The 26,390-nt window shown below is 61.6% G+C and carries 35 protein-coding genes, 1 pseudogene and 1 riboswitch; of the genes and pseudogenes, 17 read left to right on the top strand and 19 right to left on the bottom strand.

Features of this window, described 5'->3' with window-relative positions:
- Positions 1-180, bottom strand: a complete 180-nt coding sequence (locus KR49_RS14355) for a hypothetical protein (protein WP_253912781.1) — start codon at positions 178-180, stop codon at positions 1-3.
- A 174-nt stretch (positions 181-354) separates the two neighbouring features.
- Here KR49_RS14355 and KR49_RS00955 point away from each other — a divergent pair, with 174 nt between their 5' ends.
- The 5 genes from KR49_RS00955 (at position 355) to KR49_RS00930 (ending at position 4,714) form a co-directional block, all read left to right on the top strand.
- Positions 355-936 carry a MerR family transcriptional regulator gene (locus tag KR49_RS00955; RefSeq protein ID WP_043690782.1) on the top strand — a complete coding sequence of 194 codons (582 nt, stop codon included), beginning with the start codon at positions 355-357 and terminating at the stop codon, positions 934-936.
- 23 nt (positions 937-959) lie between these two features.
- Positions 960-2,213: a VWA domain-containing protein gene (locus tag KR49_RS00950; RefSeq protein ID WP_052378117.1), complete on the top strand. Its 1,254-nt coding sequence runs from the start codon at positions 960-962 to the stop codon at positions 2,211-2,213.
- A gap of 241 nt (positions 2,214-2,454) precedes the next feature.
- Complete coding sequence (locus KR49_RS00945) at positions 2,455-3,285, top strand: M20/M25/M40 family metallo-hydrolase (protein ID WP_052378116.1); 831 nt, start codon at positions 2,455-2,457, stop codon at positions 3,283-3,285.
- A gap of 1,032 nt (positions 3,286-4,317) precedes the next feature.
- A complete protein-coding gene (locus tag KR49_RS14160) occupies positions 4,318-4,494 on the top strand; it encodes a hypothetical protein (RefSeq protein ID WP_173402110.1) in 177 nt (58 codons plus the stop codon).
- Positions 4,495-4,555: 61 nt separating this feature from the next.
- Entirely contained in the window at positions 4,556-4,714 is a 159-nt protein-coding gene (locus KR49_RS00930; protein ID WP_162176145.1) for a hypothetical protein, read from the top strand.
- A gap of 7 nt (positions 4,715-4,721) precedes the next feature.
- Here KR49_RS00930 and KR49_RS00925 read toward each other — a convergent pair whose 3' ends face one another.
- Both KR49_RS00925 and KR49_RS00920 read right to left on the bottom strand, forming a co-directional pair.
- Entirely contained in the window at positions 4,722-5,606 is an 885-nt protein-coding gene (locus KR49_RS00925; protein ID WP_043690772.1) for an LOG family protein, read from the bottom strand.
- Between the two features lie 30 nt (positions 5,607-5,636).
- Complete coding sequence (locus KR49_RS00920) at positions 5,637-6,992, bottom strand: PhoH family protein (protein ID WP_253912846.1); 1,356 nt, start codon at positions 6,990-6,992, stop codon at positions 5,637-5,639.
- Here KR49_RS00920 and KR49_RS14350 point away from each other — a divergent pair.
- The 4 genes from KR49_RS14350 to KR49_RS00905 all read left to right on the top strand — a co-directional run bounded on the left by KR49_RS14350 (position 6,891) and on the right by KR49_RS00905 (position 9,258).
- Positions 6,891-7,172, top strand: coding sequence for a hypothetical protein (locus KR49_RS14350; RefSeq protein WP_253912882.1), 282 nt, complete (start codon positions 6,891-6,893; stop codon positions 7,170-7,172). The two genes, KR49_RS00920 and KR49_RS14350, sit on opposite strands and share 102 nt — an antisense overlap.
- A 459-nt stretch (positions 7,173-7,631) precedes the next feature.
- Positions 7,632-8,474 (top strand): DUF429 domain-containing protein, encoded by an 843-nt coding sequence (locus KR49_RS00915; protein ID WP_043690769.1) that lies wholly within the window; start codon positions 7,632-7,634, stop codon positions 8,472-8,474.
- 47 nt (positions 8,475-8,521) lie between these two features.
- Positions 8,522-8,830: an Arc family DNA-binding protein gene (locus tag KR49_RS00910; RefSeq protein ID WP_216725504.1), complete on the top strand. Its 309-nt coding sequence runs from the start codon at positions 8,522-8,524 to the stop codon at positions 8,828-8,830.
- Positions 8,827-9,258, top strand: coding sequence for a type II toxin-antitoxin system VapC family toxin (locus KR49_RS00905; RefSeq protein WP_043690766.1), 432 nt, complete (start codon positions 8,827-8,829; stop codon positions 9,256-9,258). The genes KR49_RS00910 and KR49_RS00905 overlap by 4 nt, the downstream gene beginning before the upstream one ends.
- Before the next feature lie 17 nt (positions 9,259-9,275).
- Here the strand turns inward: KR49_RS00905 and KR49_RS00900 are convergent, their stop codons facing one another.
- From KR49_RS00900 to KR49_RS00885, 4 genes are all read right to left on the bottom strand, one after another.
- A complete protein-coding gene (locus KR49_RS00900) occupies positions 9,276-9,893 on the bottom strand; it encodes a hypothetical protein (RefSeq protein WP_253912845.1) in 618 nt (205 codons plus the stop codon).
- A gap of 20 nt (positions 9,894-9,913) precedes the next feature.
- On the bottom strand, positions 9,914-10,318 hold the full coding sequence (locus KR49_RS00895) for a hypothetical protein (protein ID WP_043690764.1): 405 nt from the start codon (positions 10,316-10,318) through the stop codon (positions 9,914-9,916).
- A gap of 44 nt (positions 10,319-10,362) precedes the next feature.
- A complete protein-coding gene (locus KR49_RS00890) occupies positions 10,363-10,599 on the bottom strand; it encodes a hypothetical protein (protein ID WP_253912780.1) in 237 nt (78 codons plus the stop codon).
- A 126-nt stretch (positions 10,600-10,725) separates the two neighbouring features.
- Complete coding sequence (locus KR49_RS00885) at positions 10,726-12,357, bottom strand: FAD-dependent oxidoreductase (RefSeq protein WP_043690760.1); 1,632 nt, start codon at positions 12,355-12,357, stop codon at positions 10,726-10,728.
- A gap of 62 nt (positions 12,358-12,419) precedes the next feature.
- Here KR49_RS00885 and KR49_RS00880 point away from each other — a divergent pair, with 62 nt between their 5' ends.
- Together KR49_RS00880 and KR49_RS00875 are read left to right on the top strand one after the other, a co-directional pair.
- A complete protein-coding gene (locus tag KR49_RS00880; RefSeq protein ID WP_043690759.1) occupies positions 12,420-14,174 on the top strand; it encodes a gamma-glutamyltransferase family protein in 1,755 nt (584 codons plus the stop codon).
- 156 nt (positions 14,175-14,330) lie between these two features.
- On the top strand, positions 14,331-14,672 hold the full coding sequence (locus tag KR49_RS00875) for a hypothetical protein (RefSeq protein ID WP_043690758.1): 342 nt from the start codon (positions 14,331-14,333) through the stop codon (positions 14,670-14,672).
- 6 nt (positions 14,673-14,678) lie between these two features.
- Here the strand turns inward: KR49_RS00875 and KR49_RS00870 are convergent, their stop codons facing one another.
- Genes KR49_RS00870 through KR49_RS00835 form a run of 8 tightly spaced genes read right to left on the bottom strand, consistent with a single transcriptional unit; the run spans position 14,679 to position 20,423 of the window.
- Positions 14,679-15,419 (bottom strand): DUF3050 domain-containing protein, encoded by a 741-nt coding sequence (locus KR49_RS00870; RefSeq protein ID WP_043690756.1) that lies wholly within the window; start codon positions 15,417-15,419, stop codon positions 14,679-14,681.
- Between the two features lie 2 nt (positions 15,420-15,421).
- Positions 15,422-15,889 carry a nuclear transport factor 2 family protein gene (locus tag KR49_RS00865; protein ID WP_043690754.1) on the bottom strand — a complete coding sequence of 156 codons (468 nt, stop codon included), beginning with the start codon at positions 15,887-15,889 and terminating at the stop codon, positions 15,422-15,424.
- A gap of 14 nt (positions 15,890-15,903) precedes the next feature.
- Positions 15,904-16,185: an MSMEG_0570 family nitrogen starvation response protein gene (locus KR49_RS00860; RefSeq protein ID WP_043690753.1), complete on the bottom strand. Its 282-nt coding sequence runs from the start codon at positions 16,183-16,185 to the stop codon at positions 15,904-15,906.
- A gap of 56 nt (positions 16,186-16,241) precedes the next feature.
- On the bottom strand, positions 16,242-17,216 hold the full coding sequence (locus tag KR49_RS00855; RefSeq protein WP_043690751.1) for a sll0787 family AIR synthase-like protein: 975 nt from the start codon (positions 17,214-17,216) through the stop codon (positions 16,242-16,244).
- Complete coding sequence (locus KR49_RS00850) at positions 17,213-17,863, bottom strand: MSMEG_0567/Sll0786 family nitrogen starvation N-acetyltransferase (RefSeq protein WP_084187908.1); 651 nt, start codon at positions 17,861-17,863, stop codon at positions 17,213-17,215. The genes KR49_RS00855 and KR49_RS00850 overlap by 4 nt, the downstream gene beginning before the upstream one ends.
- A gap of 5 nt (positions 17,864-17,868) precedes the next feature.
- Positions 17,869-18,960, bottom strand: coding sequence for an MSMEG_0568 family radical SAM protein (locus KR49_RS00845; RefSeq protein ID WP_043690748.1), 1,092 nt, complete (start codon positions 18,958-18,960; stop codon positions 17,869-17,871).
- The gene (locus KR49_RS00840) at positions 18,953-19,921 is read right to left on the bottom strand and encodes a Nit6803 family nitrilase (protein WP_043690745.1); all 969 of its coding nucleotides are present in this window, start codon (positions 19,919-19,921) and stop codon (positions 18,953-18,955) included. Before KR49_RS00840 ends, KR49_RS00845 begins: the two co-directional genes overlap by 8 nt.
- A 19-nt stretch (positions 19,922-19,940) precedes the next feature.
- Entirely contained in the window at positions 19,941-20,423 is a 483-nt protein-coding gene (locus KR49_RS00835; RefSeq protein WP_006041142.1) for an MSMEG_0572/Sll0783 family nitrogen starvation response protein, read from the bottom strand.
- A 174-nt stretch (positions 20,424-20,597) separates the two neighbouring features.
- On the opposite strand from KR49_RS00835, the gene KR49_RS00830 reads away from it, so the two are divergent.
- From KR49_RS00830 to KR49_RS14150, 6 genes and pseudogenes are all read left to right on the top strand, one after another.
- Complete coding sequence (locus KR49_RS00830; RefSeq protein WP_043690740.1) at positions 20,598-21,896, top strand: MSMEG_0569 family flavin-dependent oxidoreductase; 1,299 nt, start codon at positions 20,598-20,600, stop codon at positions 21,894-21,896.
- Positions 21,897-21,920: 24 nt separating this feature from the next.
- Positions 21,921-22,097, top strand: a complete 177-nt coding sequence (locus KR49_RS13675) for a hypothetical protein (protein ID WP_156957059.1) — start codon at positions 21,921-21,923, stop codon at positions 22,095-22,097.
- A gap of 526 nt (positions 22,098-22,623) precedes the next feature.
- A complete protein-coding gene (locus KR49_RS14155) occupies positions 22,624-22,785 on the top strand; it encodes a hypothetical protein (RefSeq protein ID WP_173402109.1) in 162 nt (53 codons plus the stop codon).
- 3 nt (positions 22,786-22,788) lie between these two features.
- Positions 22,789-22,965: a hypothetical protein gene (locus KR49_RS13670; RefSeq protein WP_156957058.1), complete on the top strand. Its 177-nt coding sequence runs from the start codon at positions 22,789-22,791 to the stop codon at positions 22,963-22,965.
- A 49-nt stretch (positions 22,966-23,014) separates the two neighbouring features.
- Positions 23,015-24,695, top strand: a pseudogene (locus KR49_RS00825) (protein adenylyltransferase SelO family protein).
- A 67-nt stretch (positions 24,696-24,762) separates the two neighbouring features.
- Positions 24,763-24,906 (top strand): hypothetical protein, encoded by a 144-nt coding sequence (locus KR49_RS14150; protein ID WP_173402108.1) that lies wholly within the window; start codon positions 24,763-24,765, stop codon positions 24,904-24,906.
- Between the two features lie 133 nt (positions 24,907-25,039).
- Here the strand turns inward: KR49_RS14150 and KR49_RS14145 are convergent, their stop codons facing one another.
- From KR49_RS14145 to KR49_RS00810, 4 genes are all read right to left on the bottom strand, one after another.
- Positions 25,040-25,192 (bottom strand): hypothetical protein, encoded by a 153-nt coding sequence (locus tag KR49_RS14145; RefSeq protein WP_173402107.1) that lies wholly within the window; start codon positions 25,190-25,192, stop codon positions 25,040-25,042.
- On the bottom strand, positions 25,189-25,380 hold the full coding sequence (locus tag KR49_RS00820; RefSeq protein ID WP_084187906.1) for a hypothetical protein: 192 nt from the start codon (positions 25,378-25,380) through the stop codon (positions 25,189-25,191). Before KR49_RS00820 ends, KR49_RS14145 begins: the two co-directional genes overlap by 4 nt.
- 103 nt (positions 25,381-25,483) lie before the next feature.
- Positions 25,484-25,702, bottom strand: a complete 219-nt coding sequence (locus tag KR49_RS00815) for a hypothetical protein (RefSeq protein ID WP_043690737.1) — start codon at positions 25,700-25,702, stop codon at positions 25,484-25,486.
- Positions 25,703-25,725: 23 nt separating this feature from the next.
- Positions 25,726-25,932 (bottom strand): hypothetical protein, encoded by a 207-nt coding sequence (locus tag KR49_RS00810; RefSeq protein ID WP_156957057.1) that lies wholly within the window; start codon positions 25,930-25,932, stop codon positions 25,726-25,728.
- A gap of 335 nt (positions 25,933-26,267) precedes the next feature.
- A riboswitch (guanidine-I (ykkC/yxkD leader) is annotated at positions 26,268-26,366 on the top strand.
- Positions 26,367-26,390 lie beyond the last annotated feature (24 nt).

Genomic DNA, 26,390 nt, shown 5'->3' with positions numbered 1-26,390 from the left:
CTATTGCGCAGCGCGCAGCTCTGAACTCTGCGCTTCCAGCTGCTGGCTGAATTGCGCCAGCCCCTGATCGGCCTTCAGCAGCCGCTCCTCCAGCAAACGCGCTTCACCGGAGCCAGCACTGCTGCGGCCCTTGCTGAACACCCGGCTGTGGATGAAGCCAGCAATCAGCCCTGGGATCACCCAACTAAGGGATCATTCCGGCCGCAGAAATCCCCCAACTGAGGGATACGACATGAATCACAAAGGCCGAATCTGAAGCTCCCGTCACCGTTCACGCCCACCCAGAAGCAGCAGCGGAGCAACGCTCAGCCTTTACTCATTGACAGTTGCACTGCAAGTGCACATGATCAAGAGATGGATCCAAATCCCTTCAGCTACAGCCTTGATCAGCTGCTCGCGCAAGCCAGCGACCAACTTGGGGAAGTCCTCAACCCACGCACCATCCGCCTCTATGCCACCGAAGGACTCATTGATCGACCCGGTCGTGATGGCCGCCACGCCGTGTACGGCGAACGCCAGTTGCGGCAACTGCTGCTGATCCGCTCCCTGGCCCAGCGCGGTCTCAGCCTCTCCGCCATCGCACCACTGGCCGCCGCAAGCGATAACGACATCGATGCGCAACTGGCTGACCTGCTGCCAGAAGCCCCCGCTGCCATGGCAGCTGCCATGTCTTCCCCTTTGATCGAAGAGAACAAAGCCCTCGCCTACCTGCAGGAGCTACCCGCAACCTCCTCCCTGAGCCGCTCGCCTTCGCGCCGCCGCCTGTCATCGATCCCAACCGGATCCAGCCATTGGCAGCGCTTCGAGCTCGCGCCAGGCGTCGAACTGCATCTCAGTGATGACGCAGCGATCCCACCGCCAGGTCCACGCCGCCAGCGCTGGCTGCAACAGCTAAATCAATCCCTGTCGGACCAGATCGAGCAAACCAACCCCTGAGCCCAACCGCAACGACAACCTCAATGCCAACCCCAACACTGCGTTTCCGCCCCCTGCGCCCCGCCGTCGCCGGCGATGCCGCCAGCAGCCTGGATCTGTTGATCAGCGTGGTGCCAACACCAGCACCAACCACCAGCACCAGCCGCCCACCGCTGAACCTGGCCTTGGTGATCGACCGCTCCGGCTCAATGGACGGCACACCCCTCAGCCAGGCCCGCAAAGCCGCCCGCTTTCTGGCGCGCGAGCTCAGCCCCGCCGATCGCCTAGCCATCGTGGTCTTCGATCACGAAGCCGAACTGCTGGTGCCCTCAATGCCGGTGCATGATCCGGAGCTGTTCGTGCATGCCATCAACACGATTCGGGCCCGTGGCATGACCGACCTGCAACAGGGATGGCGCACGGGGGCGATGCAGGTCGCCGAGCAGCTCAACCCCCAGGCACTCAATCGGGTGCTGTTGCTCTCCGATGGCCACACCAACCACGGGATCACGGAAGAAGAGGCGATTGCCCAGCAGGTGCAGGGCCTCAGCCAGCACGGCGTGAGCACCAGTGCCTTCGGGCTCGGTGATGGTTTTGATGAAGACCTGATGGGTGCCATCGCCAGCGGTGGCGACGGAACGCTTGCCTTCATCGACGACCCCAAACAGCTGCCGGATCTCTATGCCAACGAGCTCTCCGGCCTCACCAATACCGCAGCGCAGCGGATCAGCCTTGGCATCCGCACCCGCAATGGCGCTGAACTGAACGACGTTCTCAACGACCTCCCGCAAACCGCCTTCGGCAACTGGCAGCTGCCCAACCTCAGGTTTGGAAAGGAACTGCACGTGGCGGTGAAGATCGAACTGCCGGCCTGGACTGCGAATGCAGACATCGCCAGCCTGCGTCTGGCCTGGGAGCAACCCGGCGAATCCGAACGCCACAGCCAGGTTGAGATGCTCAGCCTGCCGGTTATGCCCGCTGCTGAGATCGCCGAGATGGAGGTGGACCCCGTTGTGGCGGAACAATTCGCCCTTCTGCAGGCCAACCGCGACCGTCAGCGCGCCATCGAGGCCATAGATGCCGACGATCTTGAGGGTGCTGAGCAATGCCTGACGGCCATCGACGAGTCTCTGGCCTCCATGCCCTGCAGCGCCGCGATCAACACCGAACGCCACGCCATCCAGCAACGCCGCGCCATGCTCCACCAGGATCGCAACCTCAGCCGCAAGAACCTGCGCCGCGAAGCCCTGCGCTCAAGCGTGAACGTGTGGGAGGAGAGCGAAGATTCCCCTAACTGAGGGATCAGTCAATGCGATCAGATCCCTCAACTCAGGGATGTATTTCCGCTTTCACTTCAGAACAGTGGAGCCATGCCTGCTGACAACACTGCTCCGATTCGCAAACGCTTGGCAGCAGAAGCCAAGGGAGTTGCCACCGCCCCCATCAAGCTCGCGGTATCGCGCGAGGTGCTGAGGCGAGTGCGCGAGGGGGAGTTGCCGACTCCTGGGCAAGAGGAGAATCGGATCGCAGACTGACGGCATGGCAGCGCTGACTCCAACAAGCCTTCAAGACCTCACCACCATCGCGATCCCGCGGCACGCGCGCTGGGATCCGCTGGGTCTGATGACGGTGCGCAGCCATGTTCGTGAATCGCTTGCCTCCATCGGACCTGTCGAGGAGCATCGCTTCATCAGCAACAGTGAAGACGGTGTCAATTTCATCCTCAAGCTGCCCGGACGTCAGCCGACGCTGAAGCCCCTGCTGGTTGGAGCGCACTACGACGGCCCGCTGCATTCCATCGGTGCCGACGACAACGCCAGCGCAGTGGCCGCATTGCTTGAACTCGCACGCCGCTGGTCGGCCCATCCACCGCGGCGACCGGTGTGGCTGGTCGCCTTCGATCTGGAGGAATGGGGAATGCTCGGCAGTGCCGCACTGGCCGAGAAGCTCCGCACAGACCAACAGCCCCTGAAGCTGATGGTGAGTTTGGAGATGCTGGCCTACACCAGCGAAGAGCAGAACTACCCCCATCCCGCCATGCGGGCTGTGTACGGCGACCGCGGTGATTTCATTGCACTGGTGGGCAATGCGGGGCCTGCGTTGATGCTCACTCAGCTCACCCATGCCATGGGCCAACACGTGATCACCAAGGCGCTGCCGGTGCCCAGAGCAGGCCGTGATGTGCCGGATGTGAGGCTCAGCGACCACAGCCCCTTCTGGGATCGCGGTTACGACGCGCTGATGGTGACGGACACGTCGTTCATGCGGAATCCGAACTACCACCAGATGAGTGACACGATCGAAACCCTGGATCTGCCGTTCTTGGCAGCCGTCATCGATGGCCTTGATTCAGCCCTGTCTGAGCTTTGAACGGATCAACCACTCAGCTATCTCTCCCCTGAGTGGAGAACGCAGAGACCAAGCAACCAAAGAAGGATGAAGCCACTCGGTGACATCAAAGCCGGACTCAGGGCCATCCGAGCTGACAACAATGGCTTCGCGCAAGCTGGTGGGAGAGACGCTCGATGGCCGAACTGTTGGTCTTGGTGATGGCGGGAAATCAGCAGGCCTGATCAACCAACTCCAAGGAACGAATCAAGGCACCAGACGCCCTTGGTGTCATTGGGCACTGCACCCTTGCCGTGGCGCCAGCAGATTGATGCTGTTGCTTGAGAGCTGTGGCCGGCCAGCTGCGACGATCCCTGCTTCAACTTGGTGACCGAGTCACAGGCCGGATGCCGCGGTGGCCGGAAGGATCCTGGCCCGATGCCATGCAGCGCAGCCCTCGCCGGGTTCGCAGCTCCGCCAAGGATGCGATCAAAAACATCGCCCAAGCAGCTTGGGATCTGGGGCGCCGGGCTGCACACCAGGGGATGCAATCAATCAAAAAGGACGGCTACCGATGACTGGAGGCTTGTTTCTGCTGTCCGTTCTGCTGTTTGTTGCAGGTATCTCCTTGATCAGCCTGGGCTGACCGAACACAATCACGGGCCAAGATCGAAGGGATCAATCTGAGCTCAGACCTGCAGAACCATCAGGATCTCGAGGTCGGCAAGGCTGAGGTTTGCAGCTCGTGGACCAGAAGATCCGTAGCCAGCATCGTCAATGCAATACCCATGAGAGCGAGGGCCATTCCCTGGTTGCTGTCTGACGCAACAGCTACATTCCGAGATAATTCTCGATGTTTTTCCCAGGAGAAATGCATCAGAGCCAGGCCTACAAAGGTTTTCTAAAGCCATAAGCCTTGGCGATCCGAGTGATCAGCCGCATTCAGAAATGTTCTGTAACGGAGGAAATGTATTGGGCTGATCATTCTTCCTTCCAATCGGTTGCAAACACTACATTTTTGATTTGCTGCAGCAGAAGTTCTGGGGTACGTTCCGCTCACGACGCCACAAGCTGATGGAACCGATTGCGTTGACTCTGGGCCAGAAATTTGAAATCGAAAAATTCTCACGCGAGATCGACAACTCGGATGATGTGCCAGCCCTGCGCAGCATCGCCAAAGAACTGTTGGTGGCATGGAAACAACAGCAAGCCGCATCAGCCTGGATCGTGCGCCAATCCCAGGGCCTCTGAATTCAGTTCCTCTCCACCCGAGTGAGCCATGGAAGACAATCAAATAATCACCACCATCTCGATGGAAACGGACGCTCTGCGTGTTCTGCACAGGGTTGTCTCCGAGGCCTACATCAACTGGCCCGGCGGTGACGCCAACGAACAGGCCTGTTTGTGGAACATGAAGACACAGCTCTATGCAGCCTTGATGGACCACCTGCTCGAATCGGGTTCCATCTGAGTCTTGTTCAGCTTTTCTCAGGCTCAGCCAGCGTCTGGCTGCGGATGAAGTTCCAGGCCTCCTCTGCCGTGTCTGAAAAATGAATCAGATCGAGATCATCATTTGAAATCAAACCCATCTCGGCGAGGTAGTCAAAGTTCACAAGTTTGGTCCAGAACTCTGTACCGAACAGCACGATTGGCATGCTCCCCTTGGTGCCGACCTGCCGCAAGGTGAGGAGCTCAAAGAGCTCATCAAGCGTGCCAAAGCCCCCTGGAAACAGGATGGCCCCGACGGAACGCATCACAAAGTGAAATTTGCGAAGTGAAAAGTAATTGAACCGGAAACAAAGATCAGGCGTGATGTAGGGATTGGGGTGCTGTTCAAACGGGAGAGTGATATTGAGCCCGATGGAACGGCAACCGGCTTCAAAGGCGCCACGGTTGGCTGCTTCCATGATTCCCGGCCCACCGCCGGTCACGATCACATGCGATGCGCATCCATGGCATTGTTTGTGATTCGCCTGGCCATGCTGGGAGGCTAGGCGGGCAAATTCTCGGGCCAAATCATAAAAACGAGACAACACGACGCGGTGTTCAGCGTGGGCGACTTGTCGCTTCAACGTTGATGAGCCTGGGTTTTCGCTCAGGCATCGCTCTGCTTCCTCCAATCCCTTGAGTGCAGTCTCTCGATCGACAATTCTGGCGCCGCCAAAAACAATGATGGTTGATTCCACACCAGCTGTTTCCAGATCCAGATCAGGCTTGGTGATTTCAAGCAGCATGCGCACACCGCGCATGGCATTGCTGTTCAACAAATCAGGATCTTCATGGGCAATTCGGTAGGTCGATGATTTCAGAATGGCATCCAGATTGGCTTGCTCGCCATTGGATTGATCATTGAATCCAGGCATGTGTTGAAAAAATCAATTGTTCGTCTTCAATCAGAGGATGTTGGCAGCCAGTTCAGCCAGTTCACTCCGCTCTCCCTTTGTGAGGGTCATGTGTCCCACCAGAGGCTGACCCTTGAGCTTTTCCACCAACCAGGTGAGACCGTTGCTTTCTGCATCCACATAGGGGTTGTCGATTTGATAGGGATCACCGGTGAACACAACCTTTGTTCCTTCACCCACCCGCGTGACGATCGTCTTCACTTCCAGGGGAGTCAGGTTTTGCGCCTCATCCACCACCAGAAACTGATTGGGGATCGATCGACCACGAATGGTGTTGATCGCTTCTACCTCCAACAAGCCCATGCCTTGAAGGTCAGCCCAGGCGTTGCGTGGTTCCCGATGCCGCTGTATTTTCGTCTGGTCAGCATCCTCACCAGGTGAAGCACCGGTGAGGAAATCGATGTTGTCGATGATCGGCTTCATCCAGGGCCCGAGCTTCTCCTCAAGCGTGCCGGGCAGATAACCAATGTCTTTTCCGAGTGAGATCGGCGGACGCGTCACCAGAAGGCGTGCGTATTGATGGGTATCAGCCACCTGGTGCAAGCCGGCAGCCAGGGCCAGCAGCGTTTTGCCTGTGCCTGCCTTGCCCACCAGAGTCACCAGGGCGATGGATGGATCCAGCAGCAGATCAAGCGCGAAGCTTTGCTCGCGGTTTCTCGCCTTGATGCGTCCCAAATGAGCCCGATTCAGCCAGTGCAGCGGCTTGATGGTGTTGCTGTTGCCTTGATGCCGGGCAAGCAGGCTGTGGCTGTCGTTGTGCTGATCCACCATCACGACGCCTTCATTGGCCTGGAGATGCTGCCCCTCGGCATCTGTTACTGCTGACAGTGAAAGTTGCTCCTCGTCATGCAGGTTCTTGATCGTCTCCGCATCGGTGCTGAGTTCACGGAAGCCCGTGTACAAATCATCAATCGAGACATTGTCGTTGATGTAGTCCTCCGCTTGCAGACCCACCGCATCGGCTTTGATTCTCAGATTGATGTCTTTGCTGATCAAGACGACCTCTGGCGCCTCTTTCAGCCCGCTGCATCGCATCTGCTCCAGGGCCACCGCGAGAATGTTGTTGTCACCACCCCCACCCTGCAACTCTGCCGGTAATTCATTGAGGGCTTGGGTCTGGCAGAAAATCACTTGCAATATTCCCTGATCAGATCCCTGGATTGGAACGCCATCAGCGAGGCTTCCGCGAGCGCGATAGGAATCCAGGAGCCTTGAAATCCGCCGGGCATTCCTGCCTTTTTCAGAGTGATCTTTTTTAAAGCGATCGATTTCTTCCACCACCTGCATGGGGATCACAACCCTCAGATCTCCGAAGCGGTGTGGAGCCTCAGGGTCATGGAGAAGCACATTCGTGTCGAGTACGACAATTTTGTTTTTCATGAGATTTTACGTTTGAATACTCAACGCGTCATGACGTCAATGAATGCGGTTATCAGCAAAAGTCTTGCACCATTTTGCTTTACCCTGGCAAAGGCGATCTTCTGGCTTCCAGTCCGATTGCAAGCCAAGCAAGAAACAGCTTCTTGACAAAATCCCAATAACAACCCCAGGCAGATCAGCCTGGAGTTGTTGTATGGCATGAAGGCAATTCGTTGCATTGCCCCGATCGTCTCAACGCGGAAATCAGTCCTGCGCTCAGTCGTCGTAAATCTTGCATCCAGGTGCAGTCGGTGATTTGTCGCAACGCTCCTCCCAGTACAGATCGTGCTGAGACTTCATTGCTTGCCTGGGTTCATCAGCCTGACTGGGCTGAGCCTTGTCCAATGCATTGAGTGGGATGCATAGATCAAAAAAACCTGAACAGATCGTGACCATCTCTCTCCGTATCGCTGATTTATCTCTACTCCTCTGCTCTCGAAAATCAATAGGTACTTCATGCATTCCTTCACATGGAGGAAGGCGTGATGGCGCCTGGCCACCTCGGGACGCTGCAAAGTGTTGGAGCAGTGGCCACCGACTCACCACTCATCAATCCCTGGGCCCTGGATGGCCAACCAACCTGATCCAGACAACGGCCACTGCGTCCTGGGCATCGACGCTGCCTGGACGGCCCACAACCCCAGTGGTGTGGCCCTGGTGCAACAGGCTGCTGAGGGTTGGCGATGCCTGGCGCTGGCCCCGAGCTACGACGCCTTTCTCGCCCTCTCCGCCGGCCAAGCCTGGAATGGGAGCCGGAAAGCGCAGGGCAGTGAACCCAACCCCGCCGCACTGCTGGCGGCCTGCCGCCGACTGGGCGGATTGCCGGTGGACTGCGTGTCGGTCGATATGCCCCTGGCCACCACACCGATCACCAGCCGCAGGGCCGCCGACACCGCCATCGCCAGCCGCTTCGGGCCGAAGGGTTGCGCCGTGCACAGCCCATCAGCCGAACGTCCCGGTGCCATCGCCGATCAACTGCGCAAACGCTTCGCCGAACTCGGCGTTGCCCTGCACACCACAACTACGGCTCGCCAAGGACCGGCCCTGATCGAGTGCTACCCCCATGTGGCCTTGCTGGCCTTGCTCAACCGCAACTACCGCGTGCCCTACAAGGTGAGCCGCTCGGCGCAGTACTGGAGGGCGGAGCAACCACCGATTGCCGAACGGATCAGACGCCTGATGGCTGAGTTCACCGCCATCCACCAGGCCCTCAGCCAGCGCATCAGCGCCATTCCTCTCAGCCTGCCTCAGCCCTCCGAGGTGACAACACTGGCTTCGCTCAAGCCAGTGGAAGACATGCTCGATGCCCTGATCTGCGCCTGGATCGGCATCGAACACCTCGAAGGCCGAACCACTGGCCTGGGTGATGCCACCGCTGCCATCTGGGTGCCGGCAAACCTGATGGAGTGAGACAGCCAGGGCATGAAGGCATGGCAGGGAGCAACCGATCAAACCCCATGGCCATCGCTAGCGTTGACAGCAATGACAGCACTGCAGGCAATCCTCGCCCCATGGCCACCCTGACGATCCGCAACCTCGACGACGCCGTGCGCGATCGACTCCGGCGCCGCGCCGCCGAGCACGGGCACTCGATGGAGGAAGAGGTGCGCCAGATTCTTCGCCAGGTGGTTGAACCCGCGAAACCAGCGGCAACCACAGAGGGGTTGGGATCACGCATCCACAACCACTTCGCAAGCCTTGGGAGCCTCGAGCTGGATCTGCCCTCACGAAACGACAGCCCATCAGCGCCGAAGCTTGAGCCGTGATCATTCTCGACACCAATGTGCTCTCGGAACTGATGAAGCCAGAGCCGGCAGCCTCCGTGATGGCTTGGGCCGATCAACTCAGTGCCGAAGCCGTCGCCATCACAGCCATGAATGAAGCCGAAATCCTGCACGGCATCGCCCGCCTGCCCGACTCCCAGCGCAAGGAGCAACTCCAGCGGAGCTGGAGCAGCCTCGTTGCTGAGGTACTCCAGCTCCCAGTGCTTCCGTTCAACAGCGCAGCAGCGCACTGGTATGCAGCCCTGGTGAGCCATCGCGAGCGCATGGCACGCCCGATCAGCACCGCCGACGCCGTGATCGCCGCCACGGCTCTCGCCCATGACGGACAGCTGGCCACACGCAACACCGCTGACTTCGACGCCCTTGGCCTGCCGCTGATCAACCCCTGGGCCAGAGCAGGCACGTCGTGAAGCATCACTCGGCATCCTCAGTCCAGCGATGGCGGCGTGAACGTGTCGGCCACCGCCACGATCCAACGGGCTGCCGCCGCCGTCACCTGTTCCTTGGTGACGTTGAACCCCAGATCGTGGCCCTGCGCGAGCAGATCAGGAATGATCGTCTGCCAGGCCATGCCGGCGGCACTGGCGTTGAGATCACCGATCAGCACAAAGGCCTTGGCCGCACCGGTCACCGCAGCGGTGTACTCGGCATTGGCCGACACCTTGCTGCGGTACCAGTCGCTCACCTGATCACGCTGGGCCTTGCTCAGAAACGGCGGTGCCCCCACCAGATAGGCATCGAGCACCAGCATCGGGCTGGGCACGCTCTGGCCGGGGTGCTTGAGCGCAAACCAGGCCTGGCCGATCGAGGCGGCATCGGGCCAATGGCAGAGCAATGCGGCGTCCTGGCTGTCGAGTGAGCGCTGGTCTGCCAGTTCATCGATGCGCGCGAGCAACTCCGGGCCGGAGACCGGTGGCTCGGTGCGGGACTGTTCAGCCCGGGCTTCGTTGATCGCCTCGGCCACCGCCGCTTCGTTCTGGCCCAGCTGCTCCAGGGCCCGCTTGAGGTTCACATCAGGATCAGCTGGGCTGGCCAAGGGGATCACGCAGGGGTGAATCCACGATGTCATTGATGATCATCACGCCGGCTCAGGCGAGCCCCATCCCACGACGCTCTCGACAGGATCTCTCTCAGCCGATCAAGAACGGATTGCTTGTCGTCGTTCCACGCAACCTGATTCACAGCGATCAGATACTCATGCTGCACACCGGTTCCCCGGATTCGTGACGCGGCAATGGCCAAATCGTCATAACCAAACGGGAAAGACGCATCAGGCGGGCAACCAAGAATGCCCTCGGAAACGAACAGCAGAAAATCAAACAGCACCGGGCTAAAATACTCATCGTCCGCCCTCAGATCACCGCAGGACACCATCTGGTCTCTGGTCTGCGGCGTATACGTGACGAACGAAAAGCACAGCGGATGGCCCGTGTTCTGAAGGTACAAGCCTCTGAAACGTTGGCGATTCATCGGCTGGGGTTACTGCCGTGGCACTTGTGGGGGTGAACGCTAACTCAGTCTTGATCCAGCTCGTCGTCTGGAACGTAGAACGGTTCATCCATTCCAGGCTCATTGTTCTGCAGAACAAAATCCTTCAGGCAATCGTCGCTTTCAAACACGAACAGATCGTCTTGTTCCGGATGGACACCTCTCATCTCGGGATGACGATTCACAAGACGCGTGATCTTGCGGCGCTCCCGCACAAAACCCGATCCCTTTTCAACCAGATAAACCATCAGCGCGAGGTCCACCAGAACAAGCGTGACCATTTCCAATATCTGCATCACTCACAACCCTTCACTGAATCGACGCTAGCGAGAGATGCATGAATGGCACTCAGCAAAAACGCCTGAAACCGACAACCGGTACTCGCCGGCTCATCCGGACCCCGCCAGCCAGGGCCAGCGCAGACCCACCGCCTCCAGAGGATCCATCACCAGCTTGTTGAGGGCCCGGCCGAGCACCACCTGCGGTTCATCCGGGCGGATCGGAATCACCCGGTGTTCGCCGGAGCCCGTTCCGCGCACAACCCCGCGCCGCAGCAGCGAATTGGCCGCCTCCAGGCCACACACATAGGCCCGTTCCTGGCAGAGGCCCTTGGCGCCGTGCTCCCGCTCCCCCATGCGCACCCAGTCGCCGGCGCACACCACCGTCGCCATGGAGGTCTCCAGCGGCGGGCGTTGCTGAAAGCTGCCCGGCGAGAACAACGACACCGATCCCGGATAACGCCGCACCTCCTGATCCACCACCTGCGCCTCCCGGAAGGTCGGCTGCGCCAGGGGCAGCAGTTCCTGCATCAGGCAGTCGACGATCGCCTGATCGCTCAACTCCGCAATGGCACTGGCGTTGTAGAAGTCGCTGGCGATCACCGACCCCTGCACCGGTTGATTGCCCCAGAGCTCCTGCAGCGTTTCGCCCTGCAGCTGATCCAACATGAAGAAGGTGCCCCCGGCACCGCGCAGAGCCTCGAACCGCGAGAACACATTGGCGGGATCGGCAACGGCAACCGTGCGATCCAGCCACAGCCGCACCGACACCACATCGATCGCGCCGAGCTCGCCGGCCCGCAGCAGTTCCGGTGCCAGAGCGGCGCACTCCGGGGATGCCGCCATCAGCGATCCCAGCCCTCGAGCCCCCACCGCCAGCACCACGGCATCCACGTCGTCGATCAACCCCGTCTCACCCGTGGCCAGCGATCGCGTCTGCACCGATTCGATCGCCCCGTTCTCTGGGGAGACGTTCAAACGAGCCGCCAGGGTGCCCCCCAGCACCTGCAGCTGATGCTCGCGGCCCAGCCGCTGGCTCAACGGCGCGAGCAGTTGCTCGCCGATGCTCCGGCTCCTGATCCAGCGCACATCAAAGGAATCCTGATGGGCCAGCGCGTAGTAGTAGAGGAGCTCCATCGTCACCGCCGCCGACAGCTCCTCCGGCGGCTTGAACAGGCCCACCAGCAGGATCGGCCGCAGGAATTCATCGATCATCCGCTCGCTGATCTGCAGCTGCCGGAACAGGCTGAGCGCATCGAGAGCGTCGTAGCGCGCGTACACCGCAGGGCTGCGGTTCAGATCGAGCATCGCCACCAGCAGCCCGGCGATGCTGAGTCGATCGGCAACCGGCAGTCGCTTGAAGTTGCTGATCGTGGCGAACGCCTGCCCCAGCGGACTGGGCAGCTGCAGCCCATCACCGAACACCGGTGCTGTGGCCTCCAGCCCCTGGGGCGACCAGAAGGCACTGCTAGTGAAGTCGGTGAACACGTTGCTCAGTCCGAGTTCATCGGTGAGCGCATTGATGTTGGGGTAATCCCGCCAGAAGCCGCGGGTGCCGGCTTCAAACGGTTTGCCGCTGGCGGTGGTCAGCGGCGTGCTGCCGGTGGGATCCGCCAGCCCATCCACGAGCGTGACCCGCACACCGGCCTGGCAGAGGGCCTTGGCCGCACCCCAGCCACCCCAGCCGGCTCCGATCACCACCACGTGCGAAGGGCCGGCCGTTGATCGGTGTTGCACCGCCATCATTCAGCCCTGCCGCCGGTCGAGGCGCACAAGCTAAGCAGGGTTGATCCAGCACCACCTTGATGCTCCGCGCCCTGCTGCTGATCCTCAGCCTCTGCATCGGCAGCACCGCCGTTGGCGCACCACCGGTGAGCCGCGACGATCCGGAATCATCCGATCCCGGTGGTGCCGCCATCTCCACCGCCGTCGGCTCGGCCGTGGTGGTCACCGCCAATCCCCGCGCCAGCCGGGCCGCCCTGGCAGTTCTCAATGCCGGCGGTTCCGCGGTGGATGCCCTGGTCACCGCCCAGGCGGTGCTGGCGGTGGTGGAGCCCCAGAGCTCCGGCCTGGCGGGCGGTGGTTTTCTGCTGCACTGGGATGCCCGGCAGCAGCAGCTGGAAGTGCTCGATGGCCGCGAGATCGCCCCGCAGCGCAGCCGACCGGGCGATCTGCTGCAGCCCTCCGGCGAACCGCTGCCCTGGCGGCAAGCCACCAGCCGCCTTGAGGCCATCGGTGTGCCCGGCACCGTGGCTCTGCTCTGGGAGGCCCATCAGCAGCACGGCCGCCTGCCCTGGGCCACCACGCTGAAACCGGCTATCCGCCTGGCCCGCGATGGCTTCCGCCCCAGCCCGCGCCTGCGCCGCTCGCTCGGCATCGCTCAACGCATCGGCGTGGACCACAGCCCCGCCTTCCAGGCGCTCTACCTGCCCGGCGGCCAACCCCCTCCCGCCGACCAGCTGTTCCGCAACCCGGCCCTGGCGCGCAGCCTGGAGCTGCTGGCAAACGACGGTGGCCCCTCGTTTTACGACGGGGCTCTGGCCAAGCGGATCCTGGCGGGGATGGCTGCCCTGCAGACCCTGCAGCCCGGCTTCCGCGGCTGGACTGCTGCCGACCTCAGCTCCTATGCGGTGGTACGCCGCCAACCCCTCTGCAGGCAGCAGTGGAACCACCGGCTGTGCACCATGCCGCCACCCAGCAGTGGTGGGCTGGCGGTGCTGCAGACCCTGGCGCTGCTGGAACAGGACAAGGAGCTGACCGATGCATCCGATCCCCACACCTGGCGGCAGCTGGCGCGAGCCCAGGCCTGGGCCGATGCCGATCGCCTCTACTGGGTGCACGATCCGATCGATGGCGCCATCCCCACCGGGGCGCTGCTGAATCCGCGTTACATCCAGGCCCGCAGCGCAGCGATGCAGGCCTCCCCAGCCCAGCGTCCGGCCCCGGGACTGCCGCCGGGCATGGCGCGTTATCCCTTCGCGCTGCAGGATCAGGGCCGCGAACAGGGCACCACCCACCTGGCGATCGTGGATGCCCGGGGCAACCTTGCCTCCTATACCAGCTCGGTGGAGACCGTGTTCGGCAGCCGCCATCTGGTGGCGGGGATGGTGCTGAACAACCAGCTCACCGACTTCTCCTTTCAACCCGCGATCAACGGCCGCCCGGTGGCGAACCGCCGCCGGCCCGGGCGCCGCCCGGTGTCGTCGATGGCCCCGATGATCGTGTTCCGCCACGGCAAACCGGTGCTGTCGGTCGGCAGCCCGGGAGGACGCAGCATCCCCAACGTGCTCAGCCGGGTGCTGCTGGCCTCACTGGTGTGGCAGGAGCCACCGGCGCGGGCCGTGGGACTGCCGCATCTCTCGATGCGCAGCTCGGGGTTGGCGGTGGAGAAGGATCCGCCCCTGCCCTGGCCGGTCGCCACCGATCAACTGATGCTGAACGATCAACCGATGCGACGGCAACGCCTCGGCAGCGGCACCGCCCTGCTGCAGTGGATCGACGGCCGCTGGCAGGGGGCTGCCGACCCGCGCCGCGAGGGAACCGCCCTGGCCATCCCCTGACCGGAACAAGCAGCGATCAGTTAGCACTCTGAGGATGAGAGTGCTAGCTGGAAGTGATGACGAGAGGGCGCAATCAAGAGTGAGTAAAGATCATCAACACGAACCTTTTCCCAGAGAAAAAACCCGTACGTTCGAACGGAACGAGTGACAAGATGCATGATCCTGCTTCACTTCTTCGGGCTGGGAGATGTTCTGCGCCGGTTTGAGCTTGAGCAGCTCACCGGGCTCAATCTGATGGGCTTCCGACCACTCAATCTGGATGATCTGGTGATCTGGTCACAGGAGGTGGCACTCCAGCACCAATGGGATGCAGACAGAATTCATCAGGATGTGCTGCGGCTCTGGATCAATCAGGCCGACGACATCAGTGCGTGGAAACTCCGCCTGCAGCACTCCCCCGGTGAGGTGGAGCTGCTCGCCGGCATCGGTGATGAACAGAGCTGGCAACGCCACTGGGAAAAGATGCTGCGCCAGACGCCCCGCGGTGGCCGGGCCTGAATCAGATCAGACGGCGACGGGATTCGCCAGCTGAGCCTGCACAGCGTCCCAGAAGCAGTGCCGATCGTCGATCACCCGTGATCGCACCCGCTCCACCCGATCGCGTGCCATGGGATCGCAACCGATGAGTGCCTCAACCATCTGCTCGGCCAGGGGGCCATGGATGTCTCCATCCAGCTCGATGTGGCGCTCGAGGTACCAGCACAGAGTTGGGCAGGGGAGATTGATCAGACGCAGACGCGCCAGCAGCGAACGGAACAGATCAGGCACGATCAGCTCCCGGCCGTAGGTGAAGGCCGCAGCGAGGGCATCCACCTCGCCCGCACGGATCAGGTCCTGGGTGGTGCGCAGGAATCGGCGTGCCGCATCCGGAATCGAGGGGTGACACACGGAACCGTGCAGATCTCCGGCCATCGCCTGAACGAGAACGGCATCGATCACGCTGGTGTCGGCGTCGATTTCCTCCATCGCCCGCCGGTAGATGGCGAAGTGGCTGAGATGCAACGGGCCACCGAGATGATCCGGCAGGCAATCGCACTCCTCCTCGGCCACGAGGCTGTTGATCAGCCCGGCAATCCTGGGGTGCGGCGGCGGAGCCCAGGGCGCACCGGATGGAGCGAGATGCTGCTGCAGAGCCTTGAGCAGCAGCATGAAATCCCACACCGCGAAAACGTGATGTTCAACGAACAGCCGCAGGTGAGCGATGGAATCAATCGCCTGGGGCAGCGGGTGACGCTGAAAATTCACACTCAGAGGCCCAGTTCGGTCAGACCGGGGAAGTCATCCGGCCGGGGTCCATCACCCCAGGTGAATCGGCGATCCTCCGGTTTGATCGACACATCGTTGATGCTTGCCTCACGGCGACGCATCAGACCGGTCTCCGAAAACTCCCAGTTTTCGTTGCCATGGGACCGGAAGAAATGTCCGGAATCGTCATGCCATTCGTATTGGAATCGAACAGCGATTCTGTTGCCGGCATAGGCCCACACCTCCTTGATCAACTTGTAATCAAGTTCCTGAGACCATTTGCGCTTCAGAAAAGCAAGGATCTGATCCCGGCCGTGGATGAATTCGCTGCGATTGCGCCAGAAACTGTCTTCGGTGTAGGCCAGCGAAACCTTCTCTGGATCTTTGGTGTTCCAGGCATTTTCCGCCATCCTGGCTTTCTGCTGAGCGGTTTCCAGCGTGAACGGTGGAAACGGTGGTTTTCCAGTCATGGGATTAAAAAAAGTCAGGGCAGCTGGCTGATCACACGCACGCTGGCATCAGGGCTGTAGCGGGCAACCCACTGAAGCAGCTGAGATTCCTCCTCATCCGTTCGTGTACAGGCGAATCCATAACGGGCTCGAACCCGCTCGGATGCGGCCCGCAGGGCCTTGACGCCCAGCGATTCGAATTCAGAAACCCGGAAGGAATCACCGGCTTTCAGGTACTGCAGGATCACCGTGGAAGGTGAATACAACGTGCTGGATTGACCATCAGGCCATTCCAGCTCAAAACGGACTTCGGGCATTCATCAGGCCTGACCGAAAGGATCCTGCATCACGCAAATCCGCCGCTGCTGTCTCATCAGTCACAGCCGAAGCCAGTCAGCCCTTCGCTGCCATCCCACAGAAGTTCCTGATCACCTTCACGCTGCAACGCAACCCGACAGGGGCCGCTGCCGAAGGATCCGATCCGGCAACAGATCAGGTGCGGATCCCCCTGCAGCATCCGTTGCAACCTGCCGGTCATCGACGGACGCACCGCCAGCAGATATCCGAAACTGGGAAAGCAGCGGAGCCAGGCCTGTTCATCCACCTGATCAGGTCGCTCGATCGCATCGAGCTCCAGGGTGATGGGAGAACCGCAGGATTCCGCGAACATCACCGCCGTGCCGCAGAGTCCGCCCATGCTGATGTCCTTGGCGGCATGAACGATGCCATCGGCCGCGAGCGCCGGAAGCAGGCTGAGATGAGAGCGCAGCAGACCGGGACTCGCCGCCGTGGCGGCATCCCAGAAGGGGTAGTGCCGATAGAAGCGACCGCTCCGGTTCACCAGCAGCCAGAGTTCATCCCCGGGTGACGCCGACCGGGCCGACAGCACAGGCCCCTCCGCCACACCGAGCACCGCGACCGACAGCGCTTCGTAGGGGCTCTGCTGATTGGAATGGCCACCGACCATCGGCACCGCGAAGCGGTCACAGGCGCTGCTCATCCCCTCCAGCAGACGCTGCAGCGAATCGGGCCCCGCGGTCCAGACGCTGTTCACCACAGCCAGCGGTCGCCCTCCCATCGCAGCGATGTCGCTGAGGTTCACCAGCACGCCGCTCCAGCCCGCGAACCAGGGATCCTCGACCACCAGAGCGGGATGCATGCCCTCGCAGGCCATCAACAGCTGCCCGCTCTGAGCCGGCAACAGGGCGGCATCGTCGCCCAACCGGCCCGGCTTGCCGAGATGGGGAAACGGCACGTGATTGAACACCGAAGCCGCCGGGCGGATGTCCCGCTTGGCGAGCAGACCGCTCTGACAACGCAGCTCTTCCGCCAGCGACAGCAGGCTCATGCGGCCAGCTGCAGGGACGGTCGCTGCTGTTTGGCCGGAACGTAGTAGCTGAGGTCCGCCTGCATCAGGTGATGGCGGATGCCACGGATCTCCAGCTCCTCGATCGACGTCCAGTGCAATCGCTTGAAGAAGCGCACGTTCTGCAGCTGCACCGTGGCCAGAAAACGGTCGCATCCCCAGCCGTTCGCCGTGGTGACCGCTTTCCAGATCAGGCCCTTGCCGATCTGATTGTGGCGGCGGAAGGAACTGTGCACACCAAGCCGGCCGCCGTACCAGAGGCGCGGTTCGGTCTCGACGATCCGGACCACACCCACCACATCAACATCGTCATCCGCATCCGGGGAGGGAGGACCGTGCTGCAGGGCCGCGATCGGCCAGGCCACAGCATCGAGTTCATCGCGATCGGAGCGTTCGAACACGTTCTGCTCACGGCAGAAGATGCTGCGCCGCAAGCGCCAGTAACCGCGGATCAGGTTGGAGTCAGCACGCAGCAGATGGAACGAGAACCGATCCGAGCAGGCCGTCGGAGACAACTGGAAATCGTCGGCATCAACGCCGATTCCGGCACGCACCGACGGCGTGAACAGTCGCGGGGCCGAGCTCACGCTCCTGCCGATGCCTCCACTGCTGGGATCAAGACACAACATGATGATCAGCCCGCCTGCTCGAACAACGACAGAGCCGAACAGGCACCGCACTTCGCACATCCAGCGGCCATCTGCTCCGAACGCAGATCCCCCTTCCGCAGCAGGTCGGCGACGGCCTGGTAGACATCCACCATGAAGCCGGTGTCCGGAGCGGGGTGATGCTCCAGGGGCGTTCCGGAGATGGGCACGAAGGGAACGATGAAGGGATAGACACCCAGCTCGATCAAGCGGCGACTGCAGTCGATCAAGGCGTCCCGACTGTCTCCGAGGCCCGCCAGAAGATATGTGGACACCTGACCGCGACCGAAGACGGCGACGGCATCGGCGAACGCCTCGTAGTAACGCTCCAGGCTGATCTCGGACTTGCCGGGCAGGATGCGGCGACGCACGTCCGCCTCCACAACCTCCAGATGCATGCCGAGGCTGTCGATGCCGGCCTGCTTCATCCGCTGATACCAGATCGGATCATCGGGGGGCTCGCACTGACCCTGAATGGGCAGATCGACCCGGCGCTTCACCGCGGCCGCCGTCTCCGCCATCAGCCGGGCACCACGGTCATCGGCGTTGGGCGTGCCGGTGGTCATCACCAGCTGGCTGACGCCATCGAGACGCACCGCCGCCTCGGCCACTTCGGCCACCTGCTCGGGGGTCTTGCGGACCAGCGTCGCGTCGTCCTCCAACGACTGCTCAATCGCGCAGAACTGGCAGGACTGCGAGCGATCGCGGAAGCGGATGCAGGTCTGCAGCAGCGTTGTGGCGAGCACATCCCGGCTGTGCAGCAGGGCGATCGAGCGGTAGGGGATGCCATCCGCGGTGCTGAGCCCGTAAAACGCCGGTTCATCGGTGGCGGCGACCTGGGCCAGGGAGGCATCGCCCGGACCGCTGAGGGCGACACCGTCCGGGGAAGCATCGAGATGATACGGCGACGCCTCGGAGGCGTTGTTGTACACAGGCACCATCACCGTGCGGCCACCGATCTCGAGAGCGCGGTGATCCGAGGGGCCGGCTCCACCCCGACGCCCCTGATTGCCGTTCAACGGCTCTGCCCGCAGACCCTTCACCTGCAGTTCCGTGACGAGGCGGCCCAGATCAGACATAGTCGAGCTCCTCGCTGAAGGCGGTCGGCTCGACCGGCATGTCGTCCATGGTCAGGGCCGGAGTGCGGTTGATGCGCAGCGAGAGCAGTTCCGGCCGGCTGTAGTGGCCGACGCTGTCCATCATCCGTTTGCGCTTGGTGATCAGAGCCAGATCCAGTTCTGCGATGGCCAGGCCCTCGCCATCGGGCAGTGGTCCGGCCAGGTAACGGCCCTCCGGACTGATCACCGCGGTATGACAGCCCCCCTGAAAGGCCTTGTGCAGCGACGTATCCGGCGTGATCGACGCGAAATCCTCGGGGTCAAGCCACCCGGTGGAGCAGATCACGAAGCAGCCGGCCTCCAGGGCGTGGTGTCGCATCGTCACCGCGGTCTGTTCGGTGAAGATCGGACCGACGAGTGAACCGGGGAACTGGGCGCAGTGAATCTCCTCGCCCTGAGCCATCAGGGCGTAACGGGCCAGGGGGTTGTAGTGCTCCCAGCAGGCCAGCGCACCGATGCGGCCGAGGGGGGTGGGCACCACCTTCAACCCGGCACCGTCGCCCTGCCCCCAGACCATCCGTTCGTGATACGTGGGTGTGATCTTGCGTCGCTTGAGAACGATCTCGCCGCAGCTGTTGAACAGCAGCTGCGTGTTGTAGAGCGTGCCTCCATCGCGTTCGTTCACTCCGAGAAGCACCTGCATGCCGTGCTGACGGGCAGCGGCCGCGACTGCATCGGTGACAGGACCCGGCACGACGACCGCCTGGTCGTAAAGAGCCAGGTGGGGGCGACCCATGCGAACCGGTGGTTCGACGAAGGAGAAATAGGGGTAGTAGGGAAGAAATGTCTCCGGAAAGACGATCAGCTCCACACCCTCGGCCGCCGCATCGGCCATGGCCTTGAGCACGTTCTGCAGAGATCCGTCGAGGCTGAACAGCACTGGACGGATCTGAGCGGCGGCAACTTTGACAGTGGTCACCATGACAGGGATCAGCTCCGGCTCAGAGCGTCCAGGTGTCGAGGATGAAGGCGCCTTCCTTGCGGTGCATCAGCACGATGTCGAGCACATCGAGAGGATTGACCGGCGTGATCCCTGGCATCAGGGCCTTCTCACCATGGCCGTAAAGCGCCTGAAGTGCGAAGCGGCAGGCGTAGACCTTTCCGCCCTGATCCATGAATTTCTGAAGGCGTGCATTGAAGTTGAGATGGCCGTCAAAGGCGGCATCACCAAGCTTCGGAAAACCCCGCATCACCCCGAGAGTGACACCAGGACCGTAGAGCAGCACTGAGGTTTCAAAGCCTTTGTTGATCAGACGACTGGCCTGCAGAAGGTTCACCAGACCGATGGATCCTTCGAAGGCAACGGTATGGAATGTGACCAGAGCCTTTTCACCCGGCTCAGCCTTGACGTCAGGAAAAACTTTTTCCTCGTAGTCAACGAGAAAATCCCCCGGCTGATTGGCGGGGCGGTCGACTGCAGGCATGTGAAGAAACGTTGATGAACAGAAGCGTGGACCCTGGCATCAACAAAAAGTGTTCCATTTGCAACCAAATACAGCAGCAATGCGCGAGAAATCGCTTCAACTAATTGTGCCTTTCAATACACAAATGAAAATGATTTTCCTGAATCATTGCAATGCCAAGTTGTGTGCTGAAGCATGCTCAACAGCGCGCATCACTCCGATCTCCATCAGGTTGTGGTGATCGGGGCCGGACAGGCCGGTCTTTCCGTGAGCCAGGCACTTCAGCAGCACGGAATCCGTCCTCTGGTGCTTGAGAAGAACCGGATCGGACACGCCTGGGATCAACAACGCTGGGATTCCTTCTGCCTGGTGACTCCCAACTGGCAGTGCCAGCTGCCTGATTTCCCCTACGACGGCGACCAGCCTCAGGGATTCATGGCCAAGGCGGAGATCGTGGCCTTCCTGCGCCGTTTCGCCCAGCACGTCGGGGCTGATGTGCACGAGGGTGTGGCCGTGCAGCGGCTTTCGCAGACCGGCAGCGGCTACCGCCTGCTCACCAGCGAAGGCGAGGTGAGAGCGCAGCAGGTGGTGGTGGCCACCGGTGGCTATCACACACCACGCAGGCATCCACTGGCGGAACGGCTACCGACCTCCGTGCTGCAGCTCGATGCCCGCGATTACCGCAATGCCGGATCCCTGCCGGAAGGCCCTGTGCTGGTGGTCGGCAGCGGCCAGTCCGGCAGTCAGATTGCTGAAGACCTGTTTTTATCCGGTCGGACGGTGCACCTGAGCGTGGGCAGCGCCCCCCGCTCGCCACGGATGTACCGAGGACGGGACGTGGTGGACTGGCTGGATCGCATGGGTTACTACGCCATGCCGATCAGCGAGCACGACGATCCACGCAGCGTGCGTGCCAAAACCAACCACTACCTCACGGGCCGGGATGGCGGCAGGGAAATCGATCTGCGGAGGCGTGCGATCGAAGGACTGCATCTGCACGGTCGCCTCGCGATGATCAGCAGCGACCGGATCCGGTTCGCCGACGACCTCAGCCGCAATCTTGATCAGGCCGATGCGGTGTACTGCCGGATCCGCAGCAGCATCGACAGCTGGATCGAGAAGCAGGGCATCGAGGCCCCCTCGGAGGCTCCTTACTCCCCCTGCTGGCAGCCACCGGATGGGCAGGATCCGGGTCTTGATCTCACCGGTGAACCGCTGGCGGCAGTGATCTGGTGCACGGGCTACCGCAGTGATTTCAGCTGGATCGATGTACCGGTGTTCGATGGTTCCGGACAACCCGCCCACGATCGTGGCGTCACCCAGAGCAACGGCCTGTATTTCCTCGGCCTGCCTTGGCTGCACACCTGGGGGTCCGGACGGTTCTGCGGCGTGAAAGACGATGCTCTGTATCTCGCACGGCTGATCAGCCTGAGGCTGAAACGGCGGGACGCCAGCCAGGAACGGCTGGAATGCACCGCTCTGCTGGGCTCCTGAACAAGGTCCGGCCGCTGGAGAACCATGGCCGTTGAGACGATCCCTTGGCATGTTGAAGGGATGAAGCAACACTCCTGGCTCCAGCGCATCGGCACCTACCTGCTCGGCCTGGTGGATGAGTATTGGGCCATGCGCCGACCATGGCAGTACGGCAGCAAGCAGCCGCAGTGCGCTCTGCGCAACAACGGAGACCAGCTCTAGGGGCTGGATCGACCGCTCAGCTCACCACCACACCCCAGTAACGGGCCGTGCCCTTCCAGCCGCAGACGCTGGTGCATCGGAGTGAATCGGCTCAGGTGGCCATCGAGAGATCGGACCCGTCGTCGATCTTGAGATGCTTTGTCAGGCAGGTGGTGACACAGACCTGATCATTGATGTCGCATTCAGTGATGCAAACGAAGTACTCATCCAGGGCTTGCCATCGTTCAGTGATGGATTCATGGTTGTGTTCTCGTCTGAGCGAATACATGTGACCCTCGCAAGTTCAACACACTTACAAGCAGCATTTAGTTCAGGTCAAGAAAACTATTGCGCAGAGTAAATTACTTAGGAGGAAATTCTCAGGCTTAAATACTCAGTTAGCACCACATGTGCAGCGAGAGCTGAGATCGAACTGAGCACGCCGTTTCCAGCTTCGTTGTCTGTCGTCTTCTGGGCAATGCGCCTTTACACGGGTTGCCGATGGGAAGCCGCCCCACAACAGTGAATCCAGGGCAGGGGAGACGCCATGGACTTCAGAAGCCGCATCTTTGCCAACTCGCGCGGTTCCACCATCGATGCCGTCGGCAACGGTCAGTACCTGGTCTGCCATCACTCCAGCTGTTTCAAGGTGAAGGGATGGCGACGGGCCCATGAGGCCGTGAAGCGCCTGGAAGGCTCATCGGACTGAACGATGGCTGAATATCGAATCCACTGCAGGCACTGCGGTTACGAGGGCCGCGACAACTCCCGTTGGATCCCCTTCGCCAAGGTGCAGGCCAGGGGACGGAGCTGCCCCCGCTGCGGGAAGGCGACGGATCTGGAACCCTGGTGCACGTTGCGGGCGGAAACCTCGGTGCCGGATCTCTGATCCGCGCAGGAGCGGCTCCATAGCATCGGCAGAGACCTGATCCGACCCCATGCCCACCACAGCGAACAGCTTCCAGGAGTTCGCCGCGCGGGTCGACTATTCGCTGCTGGAGGCTCTCCGGCCGGATCCGGACGCCACGGTTGATGGCAACGATCACCGGCCACGGCCGGTGATGTCCGGCCATTACGTGCCGGTGACACCCACACCGATTCCCAATCCGGACTACGTCGCCCACAGCAGCACCCTGTTCGCTGAGCTGGGCCTGGACGATGCGCTCGCCCACGACCCCGATTTCACCCGCCTCTTCTCCGGTGATGCATCGGTGGCCACCCCCCCCGATGCATCCCTGGGGCTGGGCCACCGGCTATGCCCTGTCGATCTACGGCACCGAATACATCCAGCAGTGCCCTTTCGGCACCGGCAACGGCTACGGCGATGGACGGGCGATGTCGATCGTCGAAGGCGTCTTTGAAGGCAGACGCTGGGAGATGCAGCTCAAGGGCGGCGGTCCGACCCCCTACTGCCGCGGGGCTGATGGCCGCGCCGTGCTGCGTTCCAGCGTGCGCGAATTCCTCGCCCAGGAGTTCATGCATGCCCTCGGCATTCCCACCTCCCGCTCGCTCACGCTGTACATGTCGCGCGATGAGACCGTGCGGCGGCCCTGGTATTCAGAGCACTCACGCTCCCTTGATCCGGACGTGATGGTGGACAACCCGGCGGCGATCAGCACCCGCGTCGCCCCCTCCTTCCTGCGCGTCGGGCAGATCGAACTGTTCGCCCGCCGCGCCCGCGAGAACGCCCACCCTGAAGCGCGCCATGAGCTGCAGCTGATCGTGCAGCACCTGATCGACCGCAACTACCGTCCGGAGATCGATCCCGACCTGTCCTTCCGTGAGCAGGTGCTGGAGCTGGCCCGCCTGTTCCGCGGCCGGCTGACGGCACTCGTCGCCGACTGGATGCGTGTCGGTTACTGCCAGGGAAATTTCAACAGCGATAACTGTGCCGCCGGCGGCTACACCCTCGACTACGGCCCCTTCGGCTTCTGCGAACTGTTCGATCCCCGCTTCCAGCCATGGACAGGCGGAGGAGCCCACTTCTCCTTCTTCAACCAGCCGATGGCGGCGGAAGCCAACTACCGCATGTTCTGGAAATCCCTGCGCACCCTGATGGAGGACGACAGCGACGCCCAGGAGCAGTTGGATCAACTGCAGGGAGGCTTCGCCGCGGCAATGCAGCAGCAGCTCGAGAACATGTGGGCCCGCAAGCTCGGGCTGGCCGCCTACGACGAAGCCCTGATCAGCGAACTGCTGCAGCTGCTGGTGGCCTCCAGAGCTGATTACACCCGGGTCTTCCGCCTGCTCTGCGCCATCCCCGAGCATCCGTCGGAGCTTCACGCAGGCTTCTATCTCCCCTGTTCCGAGGAGCTGGACGCCCAGTGGTTGCTCTGGCTGCAACGCTGGCGTGCCCTGATCACAACCAACGGCTCGTTCGAGGCGACATCGGCAGCCATGCAACGGGTCAACCCCGCCATCACCTGGCGGGAATGGCTGATCGCCCCCGCCTATCAACAGGCAGAACTGGGTGACAACGGCCTGATCCAGGAACTGCAGACCCTGTTCAGAACCCCGTACGACACCCCAACCGCCGAACTGGCCGCCGGATACGACCAGCTCAGACCACGTCAGTTCTTCAGCGCCGGAGGAATTTCCCACTACAGCTGTTCGTCATGAGCCCTTGGTGGCAACGGCCACACATCGGTTCAGCTGGTTAGTTTCACCAACCCATCAGCTCAGGCCAGTGAACCGAAGTCCACTCATCGCCTTTGCGGGCGGCACCGTTGTCATCGCCGTGATGGTGCTCGCCGCCTTCGCCAACATGGCCGCAGCGGAAACCACCACCTGTCCGCGCAGTCAGCAGCAGACCACCAGCACAGACGCCTGATGAACTCCGATTCCACATCCAGCTGGCCCGTGCTGCTGCCCCTCGTTCTGTTCTTCGGTGGCATCGGTTCAGCCGCCGCCATGACCCAGCTGCTCGCCGCCTTCTGACCAGACCCTGATGCAGCAGGCCGCCGTCAGTCCTTTTTCTCCGGTTTGATCAGCTCACCGGTCTGCAACGACACCACCGCGAAGCTGCCGACGAAGACCAAGGCCACCACAACCAGGAAGCCCGCCGTGAGGTTTCCGATCTCCAGCTCGCCCAGTATGAACGCGAGCGACGGAGTCATGTCCTGCCCACCATGGCGTCGTTCGGAAAGAACTCTTCGAACAGGCTGAGACGATCCTCCCAGCGCATCTCTGTTTCCAGCTGAAGCAGTCGCTTTCTCAGCCAGATCAGGCTGTCGACCGCGATCGGCTTGTAGGCCCTGCGCTCAAGCGAGCGGACCAGGTCGTCTTTGTTCTGAGCGGAATTCATTTCACCATGCAACCAATCGTCTTCAACGTAAGGAGGGCTCAGTGATGCGCAAGCAGCGTCACATTCAGTAAGCATTAGCGGACACGCAAACAACCGCCGTTGCTCATCCGGCCCGCGAAAATTCCCCATCGATGCCGTACTGCCTCAGACACTGCTTCACCGTGAGCACAGAGAGGGTTGCCCCACTCTCCCCATCGAAGAGGACATAGGGACAGCCCCTCAGCACGCAGCGGCGGCGCGCATCCATGTAGGCATCAAAAACGGAGCGATGCGAACACTCCTCCACCCAGCCTTCACTGCTGAGGTAGCGCGTATGAATCATGGCGCTCAGATTCCGCTCAGCACTCAGTTGGAGGCATCCTGAGAGGCCGACTTGCCCTCCAGAACCACCAGCACGTCATTCCAGGTGGGCTGAATCACCCGATAGGTGCAGGGCATGATCCGCGACTTCGTGCGCGCATGCACAAAAGCCTTGAACTCGGTCTTGAAGCAGAGCTCCCGAACCCACTCACCACCAGACTCAAGACGCTCGATGCAGTACATCTCACTCAACTTGGATGGTCACATCAAAGCCATAGCCAGTAGATCCCCCAGAAAACAACAGACCCTGTTCGGGATCACCCTTGTTGAGATCGTGATCCTCTGACCGGTTCGACTCTTCAACCAATCAAGCGCGTCGCCCGGGAAGCTTCGTCATCCGTCAAGTCCACGACGCGTTCTTTCTCATCACCAGATGAAGAAACCGACAAACGGATCAAGCCTGATTCGACCTAAGGATCCAACAATCGAGGAGATCAGGGTCGTAACACAAGAGCTGTATCGGTTTGAAGCATCAGTTCCGTAGCTGATCACACCACGCGTGCCGCCAGCGCCGCAGAAAGTGGAAAAGCGGAGAAATCTAGGGTTCCGATCCCATTCGGGATGTCTGGTCCGAGAGGTTTCGGTCGGCACAGCCGGCTGCACGGAGGGACAAAAGCCCGGGAGACCGCCACAACCCCAACTCCCCCTCC

The sequence above is a fragment of the Synechococcus sp. KORDI-49 genome (assembly GCF_000737575.1).
Lineage (GTDB): Bacteria > Cyanobacteriota > Cyanobacteriia > PCC-6307 > Cyanobiaceae > Parasynechococcus.
Note: the sequence above shows the minus strand (reverse complement) of the source record. Positions and strands in the feature narration are given on the sequence as shown.

What these genes read in the sequence shown, in the direction of transcription:
- KR49_RS00955 (WP_043690782.1), top strand. Translation starts at nt 355, where the DNA reads ATGGATCCAAATCCCTTCAGCTACAGCCTTGATCAGCTGCTCGCGCAA.
- KR49_RS00950 (WP_052378117.1), top strand. Translation starts at nt 960, where the DNA reads ATGCCAACCCCAACACTGCGTTTCCGCCCCCTGCGCCCCGCCGTCGCC.
- KR49_RS00945 (WP_052378116.1), top strand. Translation starts at nt 2,455, where the DNA reads ATGGCAGCGCTGACTCCAACAAGCCTTCAAGACCTCACCACCATCGCG.
- KR49_RS14160 (WP_173402110.1), top strand. Translation starts at nt 4,318, where the DNA reads ATGGAACCGATTGCGTTGACTCTGGGCCAGAAATTTGAAATCGAAAAA.
- KR49_RS00930 (WP_162176145.1), top strand. Translation starts at nt 4,556, where the DNA reads ATGGAAACGGACGCTCTGCGTGTTCTGCACAGGGTTGTCTCCGAGGCC.
- KR49_RS00925 (WP_043690772.1), bottom strand. Translation starts at nt 5,606, where the DNA reads ATGCCTGGATTCAATGATCAATCCAATGGCGAGCAAGCCAATCTGGAT.
- KR49_RS00915 (WP_043690769.1), top strand. Translation starts at nt 7,632, where the DNA reads ATGGCCAACCAACCTGATCCAGACAACGGCCACTGCGTCCTGGGCATC.
- KR49_RS00910 (WP_216725504.1), top strand. Translation starts at nt 8,522, where the DNA reads ATGGCCATCGCTAGCGTTGACAGCAATGACAGCACTGCAGGCAATCCT.
- KR49_RS00895 (WP_043690764.1), bottom strand. Translation starts at nt 10,318, where the DNA reads ATGAATCGCCAACGTTTCAGAGGCTTGTACCTTCAGAACACGGGCCAT.
- KR49_RS00885 (WP_043690760.1), bottom strand. Translation starts at nt 12,357, where the DNA reads ATGGCGGTGCAACACCGATCAACGGCCGGCCCTTCGCACGTGGTGGTG.
- KR49_RS00880 (WP_043690759.1), top strand. Translation starts at nt 12,420, where the DNA reads ATGCTCCGCGCCCTGCTGCTGATCCTCAGCCTCTGCATCGGCAGCACC.
- KR49_RS00875 (WP_043690758.1), top strand. Translation starts at nt 14,331, where the DNA reads ATGATCCTGCTTCACTTCTTCGGGCTGGGAGATGTTCTGCGCCGGTTT.
- KR49_RS00865 (WP_043690754.1), bottom strand. Translation starts at nt 15,889, where the DNA reads ATGACTGGAAAACCACCGTTTCCACCGTTCACGCTGGAAACCGCTCAG.
- KR49_RS00860 (WP_043690753.1), bottom strand. Translation starts at nt 16,185, where the DNA reads ATGCCCGAAGTCCGTTTTGAGCTGGAATGGCCTGATGGTCAATCCAGC.
- KR49_RS00855 (WP_043690751.1), bottom strand. Translation starts at nt 17,216, where the DNA reads ATGAGCCTGCTGTCGCTGGCGGAAGAGCTGCGTTGTCAGAGCGGTCTG.
- KR49_RS00850 (WP_084187908.1), bottom strand. Translation starts at nt 17,863, where the DNA reads ATGTTGTGTCTTGATCCCAGCAGTGGAGGCATCGGCAGGAGCGTGAGC.
- KR49_RS00845 (WP_043690748.1), bottom strand. Translation starts at nt 18,960, where the DNA reads ATGTCTGATCTGGGCCGCCTCGTCACGGAACTGCAGGTGAAGGGTCTG.
- KR49_RS00840 (WP_043690745.1), bottom strand. Translation starts at nt 19,921, where the DNA reads ATGGTGACCACTGTCAAAGTTGCCGCCGCTCAGATCCGTCCAGTGCTG.
- KR49_RS00835 (WP_006041142.1), bottom strand. Translation starts at nt 20,423, where the DNA reads ATGCCTGCAGTCGACCGCCCCGCCAATCAGCCGGGGGATTTTCTCGTT.
- KR49_RS00830 (WP_043690740.1), top strand. Translation starts at nt 20,598, where the DNA reads ATGCTCAACAGCGCGCATCACTCCGATCTCCATCAGGTTGTGGTGATC.
- KR49_RS13675 (WP_156957059.1), top strand. Translation starts at nt 21,921, where the DNA reads ATGGCCGTTGAGACGATCCCTTGGCATGTTGAAGGGATGAAGCAACAC.
- KR49_RS14155 (WP_173402109.1), top strand. Translation starts at nt 22,624, where the DNA reads ATGGACTTCAGAAGCCGCATCTTTGCCAACTCGCGCGGTTCCACCATC.
- KR49_RS13670 (WP_156957058.1), top strand. Translation starts at nt 22,789, where the DNA reads ATGGCTGAATATCGAATCCACTGCAGGCACTGCGGTTACGAGGGCCGC.
- KR49_RS14145 (WP_173402107.1), bottom strand. Translation starts at nt 25,192, where the DNA reads ATGACTCCGTCGCTCGCGTTCATACTGGGCGAGCTGGAGATCGGAAAC.
- KR49_RS00820 (WP_084187906.1), bottom strand. Translation starts at nt 25,380, where the DNA reads ATGAATTCCGCTCAGAACAAAGACGACCTGGTCCGCTCGCTTGAGCGC.
- KR49_RS00815 (WP_043690737.1), bottom strand. Translation starts at nt 25,702, where the DNA reads ATGATTCATACGCGCTACCTCAGCAGTGAAGGCTGGGTGGAGGAGTGT.